The 16,735-nt window shown below is 39.8% G+C and carries 25 protein-coding genes and 1 pseudogene; 3 read left to right on the forward strand and 23 right to left on the reverse strand.

The window, feature by feature from the left end; all coding sequences use genetic code 11:
- Window positions 1-10: 10 nt before the first annotated feature.
- The 8 genes from J4N44_RS09510 to J4N44_RS09570 form a co-directional block, all read right to left on the reverse strand.
- Window positions 11-544 carry a GNAT family N-acetyltransferase gene (locus J4N44_RS09510; protein ID WP_252044347.1) on the reverse strand — a complete coding sequence of 178 codons (534 nt, stop codon included), beginning with the start codon at window positions 542-544 and terminating at the stop codon, window positions 11-13.
- Window positions 541-810: a type II toxin-antitoxin system TacA family antitoxin gene (locus tag J4N44_RS09515; protein WP_038193591.1), complete on the reverse strand. Its 270-nt coding sequence runs from the start codon at window positions 808-810 to the stop codon at window positions 541-543. Before J4N44_RS09515 ends, J4N44_RS09510 begins: the two co-directional genes overlap by 4 nt.
- A gap of 220 nt (window positions 811-1,030) precedes the next feature.
- Window positions 1,031-1,309, reverse strand: coding sequence for a hypothetical protein (locus J4N44_RS09525; protein ID WP_031852102.1), 279 nt, complete (start codon window positions 1,307-1,309; stop codon window positions 1,031-1,033).
- Between the two features lie 209 nt (window positions 1,310-1,518).
- Window positions 1,519-1,989 carry a hypothetical protein gene (locus tag J4N44_RS09535; RefSeq protein WP_188052486.1) on the reverse strand — a complete coding sequence of 157 codons (471 nt, stop codon included), beginning with the start codon at window positions 1,987-1,989 and terminating at the stop codon, window positions 1,519-1,521.
- Between the two features lie 133 nt (window positions 1,990-2,122).
- On the reverse strand, window positions 2,123-2,266 hold the full coding sequence (locus J4N44_RS28255; protein ID WP_252044349.1) for a hypothetical protein: 144 nt from the start codon (window positions 2,264-2,266) through the stop codon (window positions 2,123-2,125).
- 483 nt (window positions 2,267-2,749) lie between these two features.
- A complete protein-coding gene (locus J4N44_RS09550; protein WP_252044352.1) occupies window positions 2,750-3,043 on the reverse strand; it encodes a hypothetical protein in 294 nt (97 codons plus the stop codon).
- A gap of 178 nt (window positions 3,044-3,221) precedes the next feature.
- The gene (locus J4N44_RS09560; protein WP_009387531.1) at window positions 3,222-3,554 is read right to left on the reverse strand and encodes a hypothetical protein; all 333 of its coding nucleotides are present in this window, start codon (window positions 3,552-3,554) and stop codon (window positions 3,222-3,224) included.
- 143 nt (window positions 3,555-3,697) lie between these two features.
- Window positions 3,698-4,108, reverse strand: coding sequence for a cytidine deaminase (locus J4N44_RS09570; RefSeq protein WP_021033956.1), 411 nt, complete (start codon window positions 4,106-4,108; stop codon window positions 3,698-3,700).
- A 689-nt stretch (window positions 4,109-4,797) separates the two neighbouring features.
- Here J4N44_RS09570 and J4N44_RS09585 point away from each other — a divergent pair.
- Entirely contained in the window at window positions 4,798-5,373 is a 576-nt protein-coding gene (locus J4N44_RS09585; protein WP_252044356.1) for a hypothetical protein, read from the forward strand.
- 106 nt (window positions 5,374-5,479) lie between these two features.
- Here J4N44_RS09585 and J4N44_RS09590 read toward each other — a convergent pair whose 3' ends face one another.
- The 15 genes and pseudogenes from J4N44_RS09590 to J4N44_RS09725 form a co-directional block, all read right to left on the reverse strand.
- Window positions 5,480-5,782 carry a type II toxin-antitoxin system RelE/ParE family toxin gene (locus J4N44_RS09590; RefSeq protein ID WP_252044358.1) on the reverse strand — a complete coding sequence of 101 codons (303 nt, stop codon included), beginning with the start codon at window positions 5,780-5,782 and terminating at the stop codon, window positions 5,480-5,482.
- Window positions 5,770-6,027, reverse strand: a complete 258-nt coding sequence (locus tag J4N44_RS09595) for a type II toxin-antitoxin system Phd/YefM family antitoxin (protein WP_005448240.1) — start codon at window positions 6,025-6,027, stop codon at window positions 5,770-5,772. Before J4N44_RS09595 ends, J4N44_RS09590 begins: the two co-directional genes overlap by 13 nt.
- Window positions 6,028-6,228: 201 nt before the next feature.
- Entirely contained in the window at window positions 6,229-6,501 is a 273-nt protein-coding gene (locus J4N44_RS09605; protein ID WP_005445731.1) for a hypothetical protein, read from the reverse strand.
- 8 nt (window positions 6,502-6,509) lie between these two features.
- On the reverse strand, window positions 6,510-6,914 hold the full coding sequence (locus J4N44_RS09610) for a type II toxin-antitoxin system YafO family toxin (RefSeq protein WP_069510005.1): 405 nt from the start codon (window positions 6,912-6,914) through the stop codon (window positions 6,510-6,512).
- 3 nt (window positions 6,915-6,917) lie between these two features.
- The gene (locus J4N44_RS09615; protein ID WP_155414572.1) at window positions 6,918-7,094 is read right to left on the reverse strand and encodes a hypothetical protein; all 177 of its coding nucleotides are present in this window, start codon (window positions 7,092-7,094) and stop codon (window positions 6,918-6,920) included.
- Between the two features lie 254 nt (window positions 7,095-7,348).
- Window positions 7,349-7,993, reverse strand: coding sequence for a Type 1 glutamine amidotransferase-like domain-containing protein (locus tag J4N44_RS09625; protein WP_061065168.1), 645 nt, complete (start codon window positions 7,991-7,993; stop codon window positions 7,349-7,351).
- A gap of 768 nt (window positions 7,994-8,761) precedes the next feature.
- Window positions 8,762-10,111: a hypothetical protein gene (locus J4N44_RS09645; RefSeq protein WP_252044371.1), complete on the reverse strand. Its 1,350-nt coding sequence runs from the start codon at window positions 10,109-10,111 to the stop codon at window positions 8,762-8,764.
- Window positions 10,112-10,261: 150 nt separating this feature from the next.
- A complete protein-coding gene (locus J4N44_RS09650) occupies window positions 10,262-10,675 on the reverse strand; it encodes a hypothetical protein (protein ID WP_252044372.1) in 414 nt (137 codons plus the stop codon).
- A gap of 135 nt (window positions 10,676-10,810) precedes the next feature.
- Window positions 10,811-11,187: pseudogene (locus J4N44_RS09660) on the reverse strand (hypothetical protein).
- A gap of 142 nt (window positions 11,188-11,329) precedes the next feature.
- Window positions 11,330-11,737 (reverse strand): hypothetical protein, encoded by a 408-nt coding sequence (locus J4N44_RS09670; protein ID WP_005448070.1) that lies wholly within the window; start codon window positions 11,735-11,737, stop codon window positions 11,330-11,332.
- A 308-nt stretch (window positions 11,738-12,045) separates the two neighbouring features.
- On the reverse strand, window positions 12,046-12,318 hold the full coding sequence (locus J4N44_RS09680) for a hypothetical protein (protein WP_045132854.1): 273 nt from the start codon (window positions 12,316-12,318) through the stop codon (window positions 12,046-12,048).
- Window positions 12,319-12,927: 609 nt separating this feature from the next.
- Window positions 12,928-13,341 carry an RDD family protein gene (locus J4N44_RS09695; RefSeq protein ID WP_114321754.1) on the reverse strand — a complete coding sequence of 138 codons (414 nt, stop codon included), beginning with the start codon at window positions 13,339-13,341 and terminating at the stop codon, window positions 12,928-12,930.
- A 158-nt stretch (window positions 13,342-13,499) separates the two neighbouring features.
- The gene (locus tag J4N44_RS09705; protein WP_029811084.1) at window positions 13,500-14,666 is read right to left on the reverse strand and encodes a DUF4062 domain-containing protein; all 1,167 of its coding nucleotides are present in this window, start codon (window positions 14,664-14,666) and stop codon (window positions 13,500-13,502) included.
- A gap of 149 nt (window positions 14,667-14,815) precedes the next feature.
- Window positions 14,816-15,448 (reverse strand): hypothetical protein, encoded by a 633-nt coding sequence (locus J4N44_RS09715; RefSeq protein ID WP_045604826.1) that lies wholly within the window; start codon window positions 15,446-15,448, stop codon window positions 14,816-14,818.
- Window positions 15,449-15,591: 143 nt separating this feature from the next.
- The gene (locus tag J4N44_RS09725) at window positions 15,592-15,981 is read right to left on the reverse strand and encodes a DUF4345 domain-containing protein (protein ID WP_074050579.1); all 390 of its coding nucleotides are present in this window, start codon (window positions 15,979-15,981) and stop codon (window positions 15,592-15,594) included.
- Window positions 15,982-16,187: 206 nt separating this feature from the next.
- Between J4N44_RS09725 and J4N44_RS09730 the strand changes: the two genes are divergently transcribed.
- Both J4N44_RS09730 and J4N44_RS09735 read left to right on the forward strand, forming a co-directional pair.
- Window positions 16,188-16,436, forward strand: a complete 249-nt coding sequence (locus J4N44_RS09730; RefSeq protein ID WP_005377003.1) for a type II toxin-antitoxin system Phd/YefM family antitoxin — start codon at window positions 16,188-16,190, stop codon at window positions 16,434-16,436.
- Complete coding sequence (locus J4N44_RS09735) at window positions 16,426-16,716, forward strand: type II toxin-antitoxin system RelE family toxin (RefSeq protein WP_005377002.1); 291 nt, start codon at window positions 16,426-16,428, stop codon at window positions 16,714-16,716. Before J4N44_RS09730 ends, J4N44_RS09735 begins: the two co-directional genes overlap by 11 nt.
- The last annotated feature ends 19 nt before the right edge of the window (window positions 16,717-16,735 follow it).

Genomic DNA, 16,735 nt, shown 5'->3' on the forward strand with positions numbered 1-16,735 from the left:
TATTCGTAGCCTATTGATTAAAAAGCTGTTCTACAGTTTTCATTGGTAAGAACATACGAATACGTCCATTGTGTTCACACAATACTTCAAAGCCAAATTTCGTATAGAACGCTTGAGCGGAATCTGTAAGACAATCCACAACAATTGCGTATGCCCGCATGTGGTGATTTACTTCCCACAAGTATTTCAGGGCACGAATTAGACTAACCTTTCCGAGTCCAGAGCCATGAAACTCTTTGTGCACAGCTAATTGAGCCAAAAGAAAAACTGGGATTGGGTATCTAGGAAGTTTCTTTGCTAGTTGTTCTGGTAATGTTTCTCGGCTGATAGAGCTCGGGGCAACACTATAAAATGCACAAATAGCGAATTTTTGATTGAGCATTGGTTGAGCACTAGGTAAGACCATTGTTCGACTAATGCCTGCTTGCATATGCTTTGCAGCTTGAGTTTTGATAAATGTGTTTAACTCTTGCTCACCACAATCAAATGAGTTGCGGTCATGCTTTGATTTACTAAGTTCTACGAACTCTTTACCCCAACTCACTTAATACCACTCTCATCTGTAAATTTGGCAGCATCCAACAAAGCTTGATTCGGAGCTTTCGCTTTATTACACGCAGCCATAAACTCGTCAAAGACACTGTCTTTGACCATAATACTTTCATGCTCTTCAATAACATGAGTCGCATCTTCGTCCATAAGTCTCACAACATATTCAGTAAGACTTTTTAAACCAAGTAAAGCCGATGCTTTTTCGGCTTTTGCCTTGATCTCTTCATCAAGGCGGATATCTAAACGTGCAGTTGCCATAACCCCTCCGGTGTACGGATTCATTCCGTAATCATGGATGATTATAGTGCAAACTGAAAGCACATTCAATTTGTACGGAAGTTTTACGGATCGAGAGAGAATATAACGCCCTGTTAAGGGGTGAGCAATGCAATACAGAAGCCGCCGCATACCACCTTAAACACTAAAACCAACGCATAGTGAAAATGCCACGCGTTGCAAATCCCTCTTGAACAGTTTGTTAGGCGACATTTCTACGTTTAACTTCTTTCTCATACGAAGATTCGTTGTATAGCCAAATAGCCCAAAATGCGAAAAAGATCCCGATCGTGTAAATTGAGTAATTAAGAGCATTATCCGATAAGAAAATCGTAATGCTTGCAGCATCAGAAGATGGATAAAGGAAAATAACATTAAAAATCATGTACAAAATGGCTGTGACGAAAGTTGTTCTGAAAAGCCAATTTAAACATCCTTTCTTTCGCGATTTTTGCCAATTATCAAATGCTTTACCATTCATTAATCCACTCCTTTTCTGTTAACTGAAGCTAGATTCACGCCAAGATACTATCCACTAGTCTATCGTTTGTCTCATGTCGCCTAACGCCTTGTTAAGGGGGGAGCGACGCAATACCGATGCCACCGCATACCGCCTTAAACACTAAAACCAACGCATAGTAAAAATGCCACGCGTTGCGAATCCCTCTTGAACAATTTGTTAGGCATTTATTACTTGTTATGCTCCAAGACGTAATAAAGTACCGAGAGACGCGTACAAATAGAAACTAATAAGCTGGAAAATAGCCGTTGGTGGTTACCAACATTATCTTTTTTCAATTTTGTAAATGAAGAGCCTAGGGGACTACCCACTCTAAGTACGTCTGTCTCTGAAATTTCCATATCTAATTGGTGAGCGAATTTATTACGTATTTTATTCAAATTTCTTAGACTAGAAACTAGGTCATCAGGTATTGCCTCTGAAGCTTCACAGATTAAAAGCTTGTGGTGATAGGATAGGTTTCCATTTTCTATGAGCTTATCTCCTCGAGGTAAAGAGACTAGTATGTACTTTTCAAGGAAGTTTTCGGTGTATAAATGTGCCTTTAGTACTTGTACCAAAGGCTCTACTTCACCAACGAAAATTTTGCTCAGCTCAGCAGCCTCAATTTCCATTAGCTCATTTAGTTTTGACTCTTCCAATATATCCTCCAAATGCCTAACGCCCGCTTAAGTGGTGAGCAACGCAATACGATGTTTCCGCATTACACATAAATCACTAAAATCAACGCATGATAAAAGTGCCACGCGTTGCGAATCCGTCTTGAAGCGTTTGTTAGGTTGAAATGGTGAGGACTGCAATCATATCTTCATCGTCTTCATCCATACCAATTTCAACAAAACCAAAACTCGAATAGAACTCTCTGGCTACAGGATTCTCTGGGTCATAGCAAATCTCGACCTCTTTTAGCTCTGGCAATTGCTTTATTTCACTCAGTGCGAGATCTAAAATCTACGACCAATACCGCTTTGCTGATGTTTATAATCGACCATGAACCGCCATATTGAAACTTTAGACAATGACTCCTTGACCCACATAAAGAAGCCGACAGGTTCATTTTTGACATAAATAGCCCTAGTTTCATACCCCTCGTTGAACATTGACTCAACGAGAGACCACATATTGCAAGCAACGTATTGTTCTTGCTCCTTCAATACGTCTAGTTCACATACCTTTTCATAGTTTTTTTTTGTAATGTTGCGAAGTGAAACTTCCATTGTTTTCTACTTGAAACCTAACGCCTTGTTAAGGGGTGAGTAACGCAATACCAAAGCCGCCGCAAACCACCTTAAACACTAAAACCAACGCATAGTGAAAATGCCACGCGTTGCGAATCCCTCTTGAACAGTTTGTTATGTTTGCATCACCAACGTTTAAAAATTGAAAATATCATTACCCATTTTATCGGATATACTTATGAATATATTCACTCGTTGCTTTATAGTATTCTTTCATTAGCTCATCGCTAATAGGACGCTGCTTCTCATAATAATGCTTTCCTGATGAACTACGCGCCGAATCCGAAAGTTCGTGAATTACTTTCTCTCCAAATTTTAAATAACGAGAAACTTCATCAACCTTTAATAAAAAAGTAGCAGTTTCCTCTCCAATGCCATAATCACACCTTGAATTTAGAATGTAATTTTCCCCATCACTATATAAAAGCCAGTTATTATGTTTAGCCACAACTTTCATACTATTAAATTCCCTATTGTATATCATATTGCATTTTTGCTATTACCAACGATAACAAACATAACGCCCTGCTAAGGGGTGAGCAACGCAATACAAAAGCCGCCGCAGACCACCTTAAACACTAAAACCAACGCATAGTAAAAATGCCACGTGTTGCGAATCCCTCTTGAACAGTTTGTTATGTGTGTTTTTCTTGCAGTGCCTCGAAAGCTAACTCTTCAAACTCACCTGTTAACTCAGTGCCTAATTCATCTTGTAATTTGTAGCAAATCTGATGCTTACCGATAGCTGCGCTACCCTCTAAACCAAGTAGAATTGTATACAGAGCATCCGTCAAAGACTCATCCACAACGCCTTTTATTACATCTAACTGCTTCGCATCGATACCAGCGTCTTCCAACGTATTTAGGCGAGATATTTCTGAATCCTTCGAAAAATAGCCTTCAACTAGCTGACGTTTGAGCTCAGAGAACTCATTTACAAATTCCTCAGAAGATATTGAGATTTTCACTTTTGTTACAATTCCTTCAAAACACATAACGCCCTGTTAAGGTGTGAGCAACGCAATGCCGATGCCGCCACATACCACCTTAATCACTAAAACCAACGCATAGTAAAGATGCCACGCGTTGCGAATCACTCTTAAACAGTTTGTTATAGCGCTTTGCCGTTTACAAGTGACCAATGATGAGGCATTAATTCTCGTATAGTCTTGAAAACCAATGCATTCCCTGAAGTCGTAATTGCTGCTTTGACATCCCCCCCCCAATGGACGAGGCGCTCTTGGCAAACTCCGCATGGTGACAAAATTAGAAATTCATCGTTCTCGCTCTCACGACACAGGCATAATGAGTGGGTCACTCGCTCATTGAGTTTGTGAGCCTCTAAATACGCTCCCACCTCCATGCATAGTGAAAGAGCATCGTTTTTAGTATCAGGAGCAATGCTTGTTAATATTTTTCCTGACTCTGTTCTAACAGCCGCAGCTCCCCCCCAACCAGAAGGATATCGCATATTTACTAGTTCTATTGCTGCTTGATAGAGCTCTTTTTCGATATTATCCATGACCATCCATATTCAATTTTATCGTGCGCTATAACGCCTTGTTAAGGTGTGAGGCACGCAATACCGAAGCTCCCACATAACACCGTAAACACAAAAACCAACGCATAGTAAAAATGCCAGGCGTTGGGAATCAGTCTTAAATGCTTTGTTAGGCATCTTAATCTTTGTCATAAAAACTGTGTACAAGTGAACACAGCGATGATACATTCACTGAAATTGTTAGATAAATTAAGAGGTACCCACTAATTTCTAAACTTCATCATAACAAAGAAATTGATGCAGTTATTAGAATCGCAATGCAAAATGGATATGAAGTTAAAAGGGCTTCTGGACGCGCTCATATCTGGGGACGGTTGATACTACGCCAAGATGGAATGGTTATACATTCCATAAGAATAGCGTCAACACCTCGTAACCCAGAAGAATGTGCAAAAAGAATGCTTAAATGTGTCCAGCTGAGCTAAAACTAGGCGATACTAATAGTTGTAGTTACGAGAGAGCCTCAAGGTTTGAGGCTCTAGATGATGAAAGTTTAACAAACTGCTTAAGAGTGATTCGTAACGCGTGGCATCTTTACTATGCGTTGTGTTTTATGATTAAGGTGATATGCGGTAGCTTCGGTATTGCGTTGCTCACCCCTTAACAGGGCGTTAGGATTATTGAGAAATTAGTGGGTACTCAGAGGACATATGCACTCTTCCACATATGAATTAAAGTTAATCGTAAAATCGAAAACACAAAGTACTGATCGGTTGAGCGATGAAGTCATCGATGACATAAGTGATGAGCTAATGGCTTTTGATAAAGAGCATGATGTCATTGTAGAACAACACAGAAATGCGCTAAGAGTGTCTTTTCTGGTTAATAGTAATGACTTATACAATTCTGCCATTGAAAGAATAAAGTTAATCGAGTCACTTCAATACTGTGATTTAGAGGTAGTGTCGATTGACTCGCCTTATTACGTAAACCTAAGTGAGTCTGCGATGGAAGCTGGCTTAACGAAGTCTGCTATTAGCAACTTTCATCAAGGTTTGAGAGGAGATGGAAATTTCCCTTCTCCTTCAATGAAAGTGTCAAATAAAAACCCTCTATGGTACTGGTATGACATATCAAAGTGGCTAGTTAACAATGGGAAAGTCCCACAAGAAGTACTAGATTCAGCAAAAGTAATCCATAATATAAACCTCGCACTTCAAATTAGAAAAAACAGCTCGCTGAACGAAATCAAGAAAGCACTTACGGATATTATGAAAGATGCCTAACGCCGCATTAAGGTGTGAGCGACGCTTGGCTATACTTGAGCGAAGCGAAAACGCCAAGCGTTGCGAATCACTCTTAAATGCTTTGTTAGCCGCTCATTCCCAAAGTTTATTGCTTACTCAACAAGAACTTACGTAAATCTCTTTCTGCACGCATAACAAAAAGAATAAACACTTTGTCACCGTCTTGTTTGTAGAAGACACGACATGGATTAACGACTACTTCACGATAACTTAAATGTTCTAGTTCGGGTGGAATACGACCTGATTCTGGGAAAGTTTGTAGGCGTTCGACTTTGGAGAAGCTCGTTTGCACTAACTGCTTTGCAGCTACGATATTTTCAAGTGCTATGTATTCAGCGATATCATTGAGGTCAGATAACGCTGGTTCTGTCCAGATTACTTCAACCATTTTGACATTTTGTCCTTGGCTTCATCATGACTTACCACTTTACCGTCAGCTAGTGCACGCTCACCTCGTGCAATACCCTCAAGAATAGCTAAACGGTTTTGCATAAATTCGTAGTCATCAACATCAACTAGATACGCAGATGGCTTACCATGCTCAGTAATTAGCACTGGTTCTTTGGTATCGTGGAGATCGGCGAGGATCTTAGTTGCTTGACGTTTAAGTGATGTAACTAGTTCTACTTTCATGAGAGCTGCTCCAAAGGAATACTAAAGTGATACTATTCTATCACTTTAAGTATAGCAAGTTCCATGACGGCTAACGCCCTGTTAAGGTGTGAGCAACGCAATACCGATGCCGCCGCATACCACCTTAAACACCAAACACAACGCATAGTAAAAATGCCACGCGTTGGGAATCACTCTTAAATGCTTTGTTAGCCTTTAGTTTTAATCTTCTACCCAAATATCATTAGGGAGATCTTTTTTATTGGTTTGAGGCAATTCTCTATCAGAATTCTCTGGCCACTCTGGGGATAACGCCATTTTGATATCATCGGCATCTACATAGGCTATAATTTCAACCTGCTGATCTGTCTCCCACACCTCTCCACTCCACAGCATGAAGTCATATCTACCTATAGATTGCCCCAACTTCAGTGCTACAAAGTAAATGCCGGGAGTTGGTGGTGTGCCTTTTTTCCAGTTTAAAGTGGTTTTCATATTTGTTCCTATAAATTTTTATTGCTAAAGCTATCAGCAATATCAGACATTTCCAATAAATATAATAGGTTATTTTTGTAGGCGTGATGAGCATTATCTAGCAAACCAATAAGTAAATAGCAATTGTCATCAAAATAGTTACTAGAATAGATAAGAGCCGTATTGCTAGTTTTATCAAATGCAAACTTCTTCAAGTTCCAACGCTTGGACGTTTTATCTTTTATATGTATATGTCGCAACCCGGATAATCGAAGCTTTTCGGGAAAATCAAACGTCGTATCTCTCCCAAAATCATGTGGTTGCACACCTTTTTCCTTGTACTCACGAAACTTGTTTTTTAAAGCCTCATAAACATCAGGGGAGAGCGAATCTTTAAACGGCTTATAAGCAAATATTCTAACTTTATCACTCATTCACTATTCCTCTTCCACAATGAGTATAGTTTTTGCTATCTCAGCTCGTGACAATATTTTTCTCTTTGAGTTGACCGCAGCAGAAATAATCCGCACCTTGTCATGCAACGGATCTCCTGAATAAGTTACACATTGAGATTTTGATTTTAATAATACAATAGGTCGATTTTTTATTTTCATTTGTTGATCTCCTTTTCTCAAGAGATCGAAGATATTCAGTCCAAACTTATTTACCTATTTGTCAATCGTCGATATGCGACAAAACCAATGACTACTGTGTAACACAATGAAATACGTAGCTGAGTTCGGTAAAAAGGCTAACGCCCTGTTAAGGTGTGAGCAATGCAATACCGATGTTGCTGCAACCACCTTAAACACCAAACGCAACGCATAGTGAAAATGCCACGCGTTGCGAATCACTCTTAAACAGTTTGTTAGAGTGCATTTTCGAACGTTACTTTTGCATCAAATTTACTAGTAACCGTCTGATATAATTGACCATTAATAAAGTGCAGGGCGGCATAATCGCTAATACCATAGCACGGTACACTACTGTTATTTTGAGAAAAATCAGAAAATAAGTCAGCCTTTTCATCACTGCCATTAAAATGAGCTGAGGCTAGACCACGCACGAAACCCAAGCCGTCAATAACTGTATATTCTTCAGGATTGCTGTCGGTGATGCCTAAGTCAAACCAACATATAGCCCCTGCACTCATACCGCACAATACCACACCATTTTCGTAGCATTCTTTGAGTATTGTATCTATGCCCCACTCTCGCCAGATAGCTAACATTGAACGGGTATTACCGCCCCCAACATATATAACGTCTTGCTCTTGCAGCTTTGTGCGCCAATTGGAGTCTGGTTTGAACAATGGAAAATGGGTCAAATTACAACTAAGACCTGAATCGTAAAAACGTTGAATAGCTTCTTCTGCGTCACCAGTTGCTGTAGGAAGATAGCAAACTTTTGGATCACGCTTGCCCGTAAGATCAAGTGCATAACGGTCTAATTTGCTGTGTTTTTCTCCCATCATCCAACCACCACCGCCTAAAACAACGATGTGTTTATCCATAAACTATACTCCTATGCTGAACTCGGCACTCTAACGCCCTGTTAAGGGGTGAGCAACGCAATACCGAAGCCGCCGCAAACCACCTTAATCACTAAAATCAACGCATAGTAAAAATGCCACGCGTTGCGAATCCCTCTTGAGCAGTTTGTTAGTCGCGAGGCACCGAGCGACAATTTTAAGCCGAACTAAATTTTGCAAACAACAAATTTTATGTGCTTTGATGCATTTCAGTCAGGCGTAGTCTCAAAGCAGCTACTCAATGAAACCACTTAGAAAAAACAGCGCCGCAGAAAACGAACTGACAACACCAAAAAGCGCTTTTGGAAAACCAATCTCACAGTGCGAACTTTCAACAAAGTCACTGAAACCACGTAGAACTTACCACACCAGAGAAGACGACTTTTCAGCGAGTAGATCTGCTTTTGAACCAACAAACTCACCGTGCGGAGTTGCAACCAAAAACAAACTCTCAATTGCCCTGCTCTGTCAGCACCAAAGAACAAAACTACCGCTAGGACACTTCCAAAACTTTGGACTTAAAACAGCTGAAACTTAGTTTTGATCACCGACGACGAACCTGTATACCAAACAATCATCAGCCAAATTTTAAGCTTAGGAACATGATTTTGATTGCTAGCTTTTTCTGGCGACTAACGCCCAATTAAGGTGTGAAGCACGCATCCACAACACTCAATTTGAACACCTTAATCACTAAACTTAACCCAAACCAAAAATGCCAAGCGTGCTGAATCACTCTTAAATTGTTTGTTAAGTATATGGTTCCAAATTAGTCAAAACTTCTTCAAAAGACCAATCTACAATACCCTCTAAACCATACCGTAGATAGTCGTTCGGAACAGGAGCCATTGGCTCAATCATTTCACCAACTCTTTGTGTAATAGCCTCTTGATGATAGCTAGTTATGCTTTCCCACCAGAGCGGTGAAAAAGCATGATTCTCACATGATGAAATAATGAATCGAAAAAGAGCATCCTCAACACACTGGCTAGAGTTAATAACCTCAGCAAGACTCTGTATGAAAGTATCGCCCACAGCACCACCTTCAGTGTGCCATGCTATTAAGTATCCCCAACCATCAGACATCGCAGCAGAACATGCAGTAACAAGAGACAGCTGAGCTTGCGTGTCGGCTAGGTCTTGAAGTTGATTGCCCATGAAATCAAAGTCTGGATATATTAGCCCAGAAAATGCCATATTGGGTTTACTGCTACACTTAAAAATAACAAATTTCATATCATTATAAGTTTTGTTTATCAGTGTATTATCGTAAATGCTCTTAATTCTAATCAAATTATCCAAGCCATATTTTGTACCTTGGAGTAAATCATTTATAAATTTCCATTCAGCACAATCAGGCTCTAAAGCGGAGATTGCCTCATTAAGAATATTCAATGCTTTATTTTTTTCAAACACCTCTTTACATATAGAACGGTATGCATAGAGAAATACCTGATGTTCTGTGGGAAATAAAATATTGTTATCTATTTCCTCAAACAACTCATTATCATGCTTCTTACAAAAACCACGAAATACTGATGCCTTATTTATACCTTCTTTTTGATATTGAACTGCTGATGATTTCGAAGAAAGCGAACTTCTAGAAAGTTGATATATATGGCTATCCACAGCAATTGCTGATAGAGCCTGATTTTTTTGAATAGAATGCGCTTTGATAATTTGGTTACAACAAGACTCTGAGTCTGGATGCAAGCAGTAGCCTTTCCTTAATACAGAACTACGACCACTATAGAACTTCTTTTTGTTTAGCTTGTTCCTAGTTTCAAGTACAAGCTCCGTCTCTTTTTCTACATTTTTGCTCCATGCAAAATAATAGATAGAGTGTCCATCATTAACTGCTAAATCATAGTGTTTTACGTGAAAATCACTTTTTTGAATCATACCTCTGGAGATAGGAAACGGATCGATTTCCAATGTCTCAATAGTCCATTCATCCCTCTCAATTAAGTACTTTGCTTTTATAAATGCACTCGTACTGTCACTCGCATTAATCCAACATGCTGCATACGCACCTTCTGATTGAACACTATGAGTATTGTTCTTGCGTGGATACACTGTTAATTTGAGAAAAAATATCACCGAACATACCTACTTAAATATACTTAACGCCGCATTAAGGTGTGAGCAACGCTACCACGGAACTCAACCTTACCACCGTAAACACAAAGCCCAACGATTACACCAAAAATGCCAAACGTTGGGAATCACTCTTAAATGCTTTGTTATGCATCAATTTCGCGACCAGCGTCTCTCGGGTTTTTGACCCAATTGCCAATCAATATAGCTTTGAGGCGGTCGGCTTATGTCGATGACGTGCTCAACTGAAAATGGTATTTCAACGCCAAAACCGAGATACACACCTGACTCATCAGGCTCAATACAACTTGGTTGAAAGTCTAAGATACCAATAAATTTATCTGACACTAATTCTGAGACGATGACATAACCTCTCTCAGATTCAACATAAACATCACCATTTTCATCCTCAAATTCAATTTCTAAGATGATTTTGCCTGCATCACCAATTTTTAGCGACTTACGAGCATCTAGAGTTGGAATCCAAAACGTTTCTGGATTATTGCGATGGGATTCCTCCCCATTTCGTAGTCGCCAATAATCTTCTTCGATACTTGCTAATCGCATGAGGTTCTCCTTGATGCATAACGCCCTGTTAAGGGGTGAGCAACACAATACCAAAGCCGCCGCATACCACCTTAAACACTAAAACCAACGCATAGTAAAAATGCCACGCGTTGTGAATCCCTCTTGAACAGTTTGCTATGCGACTGGTGATGATAGCTTTGAATTTGCCATTCTTACGATCTGGCGGACGGGCTGCAAATGAATTTCAGCAATAATTGCGGATACAAAACCCATTATCACTACGGGAATGCCAACCGAAAAGCTAAACCACATTGCGCCACTTAACTCTGGCTGTCCCCACTGACTAAAAAGCGACGATAGAATTGAAAAAAGCACCAGCGTCAAAGCGATAAGCTGAGTCCAAGTATGAGTAGACACCACAAAAGTATTTGAATAGGCACTTTTACGAATAATCGCCTTACCCGTTAATGCCCCCATCTTCACTCGAATACTTGAATTGCTACCAGATACTTCATAGCCCTGGCAACTAACTGATCAATTATTTCTTCCACTCGAAACTCCTATTTCTGGGTCGCATAACGCCGCATTAAGGTGTGAGCAACGCAATACCGAAGCTTCCGCAAGCCACCTTAAACACTAAATGCAACGCATAACAAAAATGCCACGCGTTGCGAATCACTCTTAAATGCTTTGTTATACGATATTGCGGACTAAGTTTTCTTCAATATCTTTGAATAACTTAGCTTCCTGGGCGGTTCTACCGTTAGCAATTGAAATCCATTGAACTCCAACTTCATTGCAATGGTCAAATTCAACTTTAAGCTGATACTTTGATTTGAAATAGGATACAAGTAAAACCACTGGAAACGTGATTATAAACGCTATTATCCCTACATTGAGGTCAAAGCCCCAAGGTGTAGCAAACGGCTCAAATAACCAAAGGATACTTGAGACAATGAGAGAGATGATTACAGACTTCGTTGCATGAGAAACAAGCTCATTCTCGACAACCCGAACTCTTCGAATCTTGCTTATCGGGTAACTATCTTTTTTGACCTTTAGCTGACCATTTTCAATTGAAAAATCGTTCTTCTTGAACATGCTATTTCCTGGTTTGGGTTAAAAAGTTAGATAAAAACGACCACGCAAACGATTAACAACATAGTAACAATTAAATATAAGTTTGCAATAGATATAACCCCACCATATATCGTATAACGCCCTGCTAAGGGGTGAGCAACGCAATACCGAAGCCGCTGCAAACCACCTTAATCACTAAATTCAACGCATAGTAAAAATGCCACGCGTTGCGAATCACTCTTAAACAGTTTGTTATGTGCGCGGCTAAGTGATTCTCATATCTTTTCTGAACGATGCATCACCGTATAGTGAGTGCCCAGTTTTGTACATTAATCTGGGATTATCACATTACCGTAAAGATCTTGATTTGTAAGTTGATTCACTTTTTCTAACAAGCTTGCCACCTTAAAATAGGCTGAAGTGTTATCTGCCTTTTTATATGCTAAATCCATGCATCTCGACCTAAGATCTGAAGAGACAACTTTCAGCGCCTCAACTACTTCGGCGTTACTCGGACTCTTTTCTAGGTATTTTTTCCCAACGAAGTAGGCTTTCTCGTACTGTTTTTTCTTCGCTAAGTTCATTATCTCTTCTGCTGACATGAATACATTATTCCTATAAGCACATAACGCTCTGTTAAGGGGTGAGCAACGCAATACTGAAGCCGCCGCATACCACCCTAAACACTTAAACCAACGCATAGTAAAAATGCCACGCGTTGCGAATCCCTCTTGAACAGTTTGTTAACTGAGCGCCTTTCAGTTTTCGCCGATCTTTCAGCCACTTTCGCCAAAGCTCGTTTTGCTAATTAATTAGCAAAGCTAACTCAAATATGTATTTAACCAAAAAATTACCGTTTATCTTTAGTTTGAAATACGTCTCACAACACCATACTTCGGCGATGTAAGTTCGCCGAACTAATCGCGAATGCCTTATATTATTAGAAGGCTTTGTGCCGCCTTTCACATCAGTAAACTTAAGTATCAAACTGAAATTAGTCGCATTAGCTCAGCTAAGGAAACCGACCGAACACGCTAAATCTCTGAACCTAGAAACTGTATCATTGTGCTTTCATATTTTCTGCGCCAGTTAACGCCCTGTTAAGGGGTGAGCAACGCAATACTTAAGCTGCCGCATACCACCTTAAACACCAAAACCAACGCATAGTGAAAATGCCACGCGTTGCGAATCCCTCTTGAACAGTTTGTTAGCTAATTTACTACAACGATTGTTTTCGCAAGTTTGTCACCTAATCTCTGTCTTCTTTTACCTAGAATAAAGATCGCGTCAATCATGCCGATTATTGGTGTCAAAACATTGCGGAAAAATGACTGAGGAAAACTACAACTTTTTCCAGTAACTGAGTCTATAACTGAGATACCTAGTAGCTTCTTACCAAGGCTTTGACCTTTTGCGAAACCATCAGAAAGTAGGAAATAAAAAGCAGCGGCAGAAAAGGCGATTAAGCCAGATGAGTCTTGGGATAAACCAATTAATGTGCCGAGCCAAAGAAAGAAAATGAATATTGCGGCACTTATTGCACCATCAATGATTTGTCCTAAATACCGAAGACCCGGGCTTGCAAGCCTATGCGATTGGATAATCGAATCTCTATCTGTTTCCACTTACTTTTCCTCCATGTGAGTTAGATGTCGAATAAATTTGCTAACGCCCTGTTAAGGTGTGAGCAACACAATACCGAAGCTTCCGCATACCACCTTAGACACTAAACGCAACGCATAGCAAAAATGCCAGGCGTTGCGAATCACTCTTAAACAGTTTGTTATACAAATTCTACGTCATCGTCTTCTAACGACGACTCTTTGGCTTCAAATTCATCTTTGTTATACAGATCATCAAAAGACTTATTTACTTTTCTTGCAGCCATCGGACCTCGGAATGAACTTTCACTAACAGCCTCTATAATTGCAGAACGAGACTCTTGGTTTAATTCAACAAAGCTCCCCCACTCTAGCGCTAAGTCCTGATACAAGCGATATGGAAATCTAGTTTCATAGAAAGTGCCATCGGAACGAATTAACGCTGCACCAGAACGATTTACAATACTTCCGCCTTTACCCGGTATTTCCTTGACATCTACAATATCTGCGGAGCGAAGCAAATCATCCCAAGTGCAATTAGACAAGATAATATGGTGGTAGTCTTGTATTTCAATAGAGCGAACAAAGTCAATCAACCTGCGAAACCTAATTGCACCACTCGCAGTGAGCCTTAGATCTGGAGTTTGTATAGAACTCATTACTGCTGCTTTCAAGTCTGCAATTTGATTAGCAAAATAATCAATTCTCTTTCGTTCAGCCTCTTTATTTCTTTGTTCATGTAACAACCGTTGAAATAGGGATGACCATTGACTACTTAAATATTGATTGATGTCCTCTACTTTTGAAAAACCATTAACACTATTACCCTCTGTTCTATGCCTTAGGAAATTAATAAACTCAAAAATATATTTTGCACTTTCAGGCTTTTCAATTGAAGGGAACTTTATATGGTCTATAGCTTCACTATTTTTATTAGTTTCGTACACTAAGTGATCGTGAAGAACTCGATCATCTACAAAAGTAAAAACTGGAATATTATCTTCAATTGCCTTACAAATCTCCAATTGTGTTACTGAGAGTTTTTCTTTCATTTGAAGCACACTGGTACTCTTACTCTTTTCATTCAGCGCGTCAAAATCGATGCCATCAAATGCAGCAGGAACTCCTTTACCGCCAAATCGAGAACCTATTATTAAAACGACCACATCACAACCAGATACTTCTTGGATACAGCTCTTATGGGTATGCTCTCGTGGATCATATAGTACTTCCATATAGTCACTCATCACTGGGTCATGACCCAATTGCTTCACGTAACTGCGTACTTGTGACCTAACTATACTCAAGTCGTAACAAGTTGAAGAAACAAATACTTTTAACCTAGCCATTTATTTACTAACTCCTAATTTTCTGATTTGTATAACGCCTTGTTAAGGTGTGAGGCACGCAATACCTAAGCTCCCGCATAACACCTTAACCACTAAAGCCAACGCATAGTAAAAATGCCACGCGTGCCGAATCACTCTTGAACAATTTGTTATAAAGATTTTTTCTCAGTTGCCTTTTCATAGTCATTGAGTGCTCTATTGATGTGATATACAGAAAACAAAGCACTGCCATCATTGAGCATGTAAAAACCTAATGGTAGGAAGATAACACCAGAAATAAGAAGGCTTGGCTCAAATCCAGTGACAATGGAGTAAATCGATAGTAAAAATGTTATGAACCCAAAGCCAGCTATGAGCAATCCAAACACCAGGTTATAAGAAGCAATAACCTTATCTAGGATATTTAATCTGATCCGGTACGACAAAAGCTCTACATCTGAAATATCAGGTAAAAGTTGGACTGTTTTCAAGACATGTCTGAAAGAGACCGTCGCCCCAACCCTTTCATTAAGTACATAAACTGCTTTTAACATTGGGAGACTAACGCGGATACCATGAATACCTTTAAAACACTCAATATCGAGCTCATTTTTCAAATGAGTCTTTAGTTCTTCCGAAACACTCGGTTCTTGTAAAGCAGATAAAATCTGAGCCATTCTATTTTTTCTAAGTAAGAAGTAGTACTCGGTTACTCTAGGAGCATTTATAGCAATAGTTACGATCACTACAACAATCGCAATCCAGTAATCACCACTTTTTAGTAACTCAACAACTAAGTCCATTTATCGTGAAAGTCTCCTAATCTTTATAACGCCCTGTTAAGGGGTGAGCAACGCAATACTGAAGCAGCCGCATACCACCTTAAACACTAAAACCAACGCATAGTGAAAATGCCACGCGTTGCGAATCCCTCTTGAACAGTTTGTTAGGCATTGGCTTCCGGTGCCTCTGACTTTCTGAGGTATAGAGCCAATGACCCAAAAAGTAACTCTGCAACTAAATAAACATACATTAGTGTATTAGGTTGACCATCAAGCAAGATACCAATTAGACGACCAAACGCCATAGATAACAATGTAATAGCTACAATGACTAAAGCCAAAGTTACATCTTGCTTAATCTTGAGGACGAGTATCAAAGCAAGACCGACTGCAAACTGGGCACCACCATACGTAGCCCTAAAATCAATAGTCGCTGAGGTAGAATTAGGGCTTGAGCCTGTAATTAAGTTTGCCATTTCTACCGGGAACACTGCAAAAATAGCTCCGTAGAGCAAAAAGAATAGCGCAGTTAAGTAAACTAATAATTTCGACATACCTACTCCCTTAGGTTCGAAAAGATGCCTAACGCCTTGCTAAGGTGTGAGCAACGCAATACCTTAGCCTCCGCATTATACCTTAAACACATAAACCGACGCATAGTAAAAATGCCACGCGTTGCGAATCACTCTTAAACAACTTGTTATACCGCTTGGTTGAGGCTAAAATGACCAACATAAAGACCACTTAAGAGACCGATTATATGACCACTAGAATTTTAGCCGATGTTGCTGCAAGCATTACTGAGTTGAAAGCTAACCCTATGAAAGTTGCAACTAGTGCTTACGGCGAACCTGTAGCTGTATTAAACCGAAATGAACCAGCATTTTATTGCGTACCTGCCGAAGCGTACGAAATGATGATGGACAGACTCGAAGATCTTGAACTACTCGCTATCGCTAAAGAGCGTGAATCTGAAGAGAGCATTTCGGTAAATATTGATGACCTATAAACTCGACTTTAAAAAGAGCGCCCTCAAAGAGTGGAAAAAGCTTGGTTCTACTCTGCAACAACAATTTAAGAAAAAGCTAATCGAGCGCTTAGATAACCCACATGTTCCGGCTTCAAAATTGTCTGGAGCTGACAACATGTATAAAATTAAGTTGCGTCAATCGGGCTACCGTCTCGTCTACAAAGTTGAAGACGATGTGATCATTGTAACCGTCCTAGCAGTTGGAAAGCGCGAACGTAGCGATGTTTACCGTAAAGCCATGAAAAGGTTAGATGACTGATTGCGGTATAACGCCGCAT

Source organism: Vibrio sp. SCSIO 43155, from assembly GCF_023716605.1.
GTDB lineage: Bacteria > Pseudomonadota > Gammaproteobacteria > Enterobacterales > Vibrionaceae > Vibrio > Vibrio harveyi.

Bases quoted from the DNA above. Each gene is read 5' to 3' on its own strand.
- J4N44_RS09515 (WP_038193591.1), bottom strand. From the start codon at position 810: ATGGCAACTGCACGTTTAGATATCCGCCTTGATGAAGAGATCAAGGCA.
- J4N44_RS09525 (WP_031852102.1), bottom strand. From the start codon at position 1,309: ATGAATGGTAAAGCATTTGATAATTGGCAAAAATCGCGAAAGAAAGGA.
- J4N44_RS09550 (WP_252044352.1), bottom strand. From the start codon at position 3,043: ATGAAAGTTGTGGCTAAACATAATAACTGGCTTTTATATAGTGATGGG.
- J4N44_RS09570 (WP_021033956.1), bottom strand. From the start codon at position 4,108: ATGGATAATATCGAAAAAGAGCTCTATCAAGCAGCAATAGAACTAGTA.
- J4N44_RS09585 (WP_252044356.1), top strand. From the start codon at position 4,798: ATGCACTCTTCCACATATGAATTAAAGTTAATCGTAAAATCGAAAACA.
- J4N44_RS09590 (WP_252044358.1), bottom strand. From the start codon at position 5,782: ATGGTTGAAGTAATCTGGACAGAACCAGCGTTATCTGACCTCAATGAT.
- J4N44_RS09595 (WP_005448240.1), bottom strand. From the start codon at position 6,027: ATGAAAGTAGAACTAGTTACATCACTTAAACGTCAAGCAACTAAGATC.
- J4N44_RS09605 (WP_005445731.1), bottom strand. From the start codon at position 6,501: ATGAAAACCACTTTAAACTGGAAAAAAGGCACACCACCAACTCCCGGC.
- J4N44_RS09610 (WP_069510005.1), bottom strand. From the start codon at position 6,914: ATGAGTGATAAAGTTAGAATATTTGCTTATAAGCCGTTTAAAGATTCG.
- J4N44_RS09615 (WP_155414572.1), bottom strand. From the start codon at position 7,094: ATGAAAATAAAAAATCGACCTATTGTATTATTAAAATCAAAATCTCAA.
- J4N44_RS09625 (WP_061065168.1), bottom strand. From the start codon at position 7,993: ATGGATAAACACATCGTTGTTTTAGGCGGTGGTGGTTGGATGATGGGA.
- J4N44_RS09650 (WP_252044372.1), bottom strand. From the start codon at position 10,675: ATGCGATTAGCAAGTATCGAAGAAGATTATTGGCGACTACGAAATGGG.
- J4N44_RS09670 (WP_005448070.1), bottom strand. From the start codon at position 11,737: ATGTTCAAGAAGAACGATTTTTCAATTGAAAATGGTCAGCTAAAGGTC.
- J4N44_RS09680 (WP_045132854.1), bottom strand. From the start codon at position 12,318: ATGTCAGCAGAAGAGATAATGAACTTAGCGAAGAAAAAACAGTACGAG.
- J4N44_RS09705 (WP_029811084.1), bottom strand. From the start codon at position 14,666: ATGGCTAGGTTAAAAGTATTTGTTTCTTCAACTTGTTACGACTTGAGT.
- J4N44_RS09715 (WP_045604826.1), bottom strand. From the start codon at position 15,448: ATGGACTTAGTTGTTGAGTTACTAAAAAGTGGTGATTACTGGATTGCG.
- J4N44_RS09725 (WP_074050579.1), bottom strand. From the start codon at position 15,981: ATGTCGAAATTATTAGTTTACTTAACTGCGCTATTCTTTTTGCTCTAC.
- J4N44_RS09730 (WP_005377003.1), top strand. From the start codon at position 16,188: ATGACCACTAGAATTTTAGCCGATGTTGCTGCAAGCATTACTGAGTTG.
- J4N44_RS09735 (WP_005377002.1), top strand. From the start codon at position 16,426: ATGACCTATAAACTCGACTTTAAAAAGAGCGCCCTCAAAGAGTGGAAA.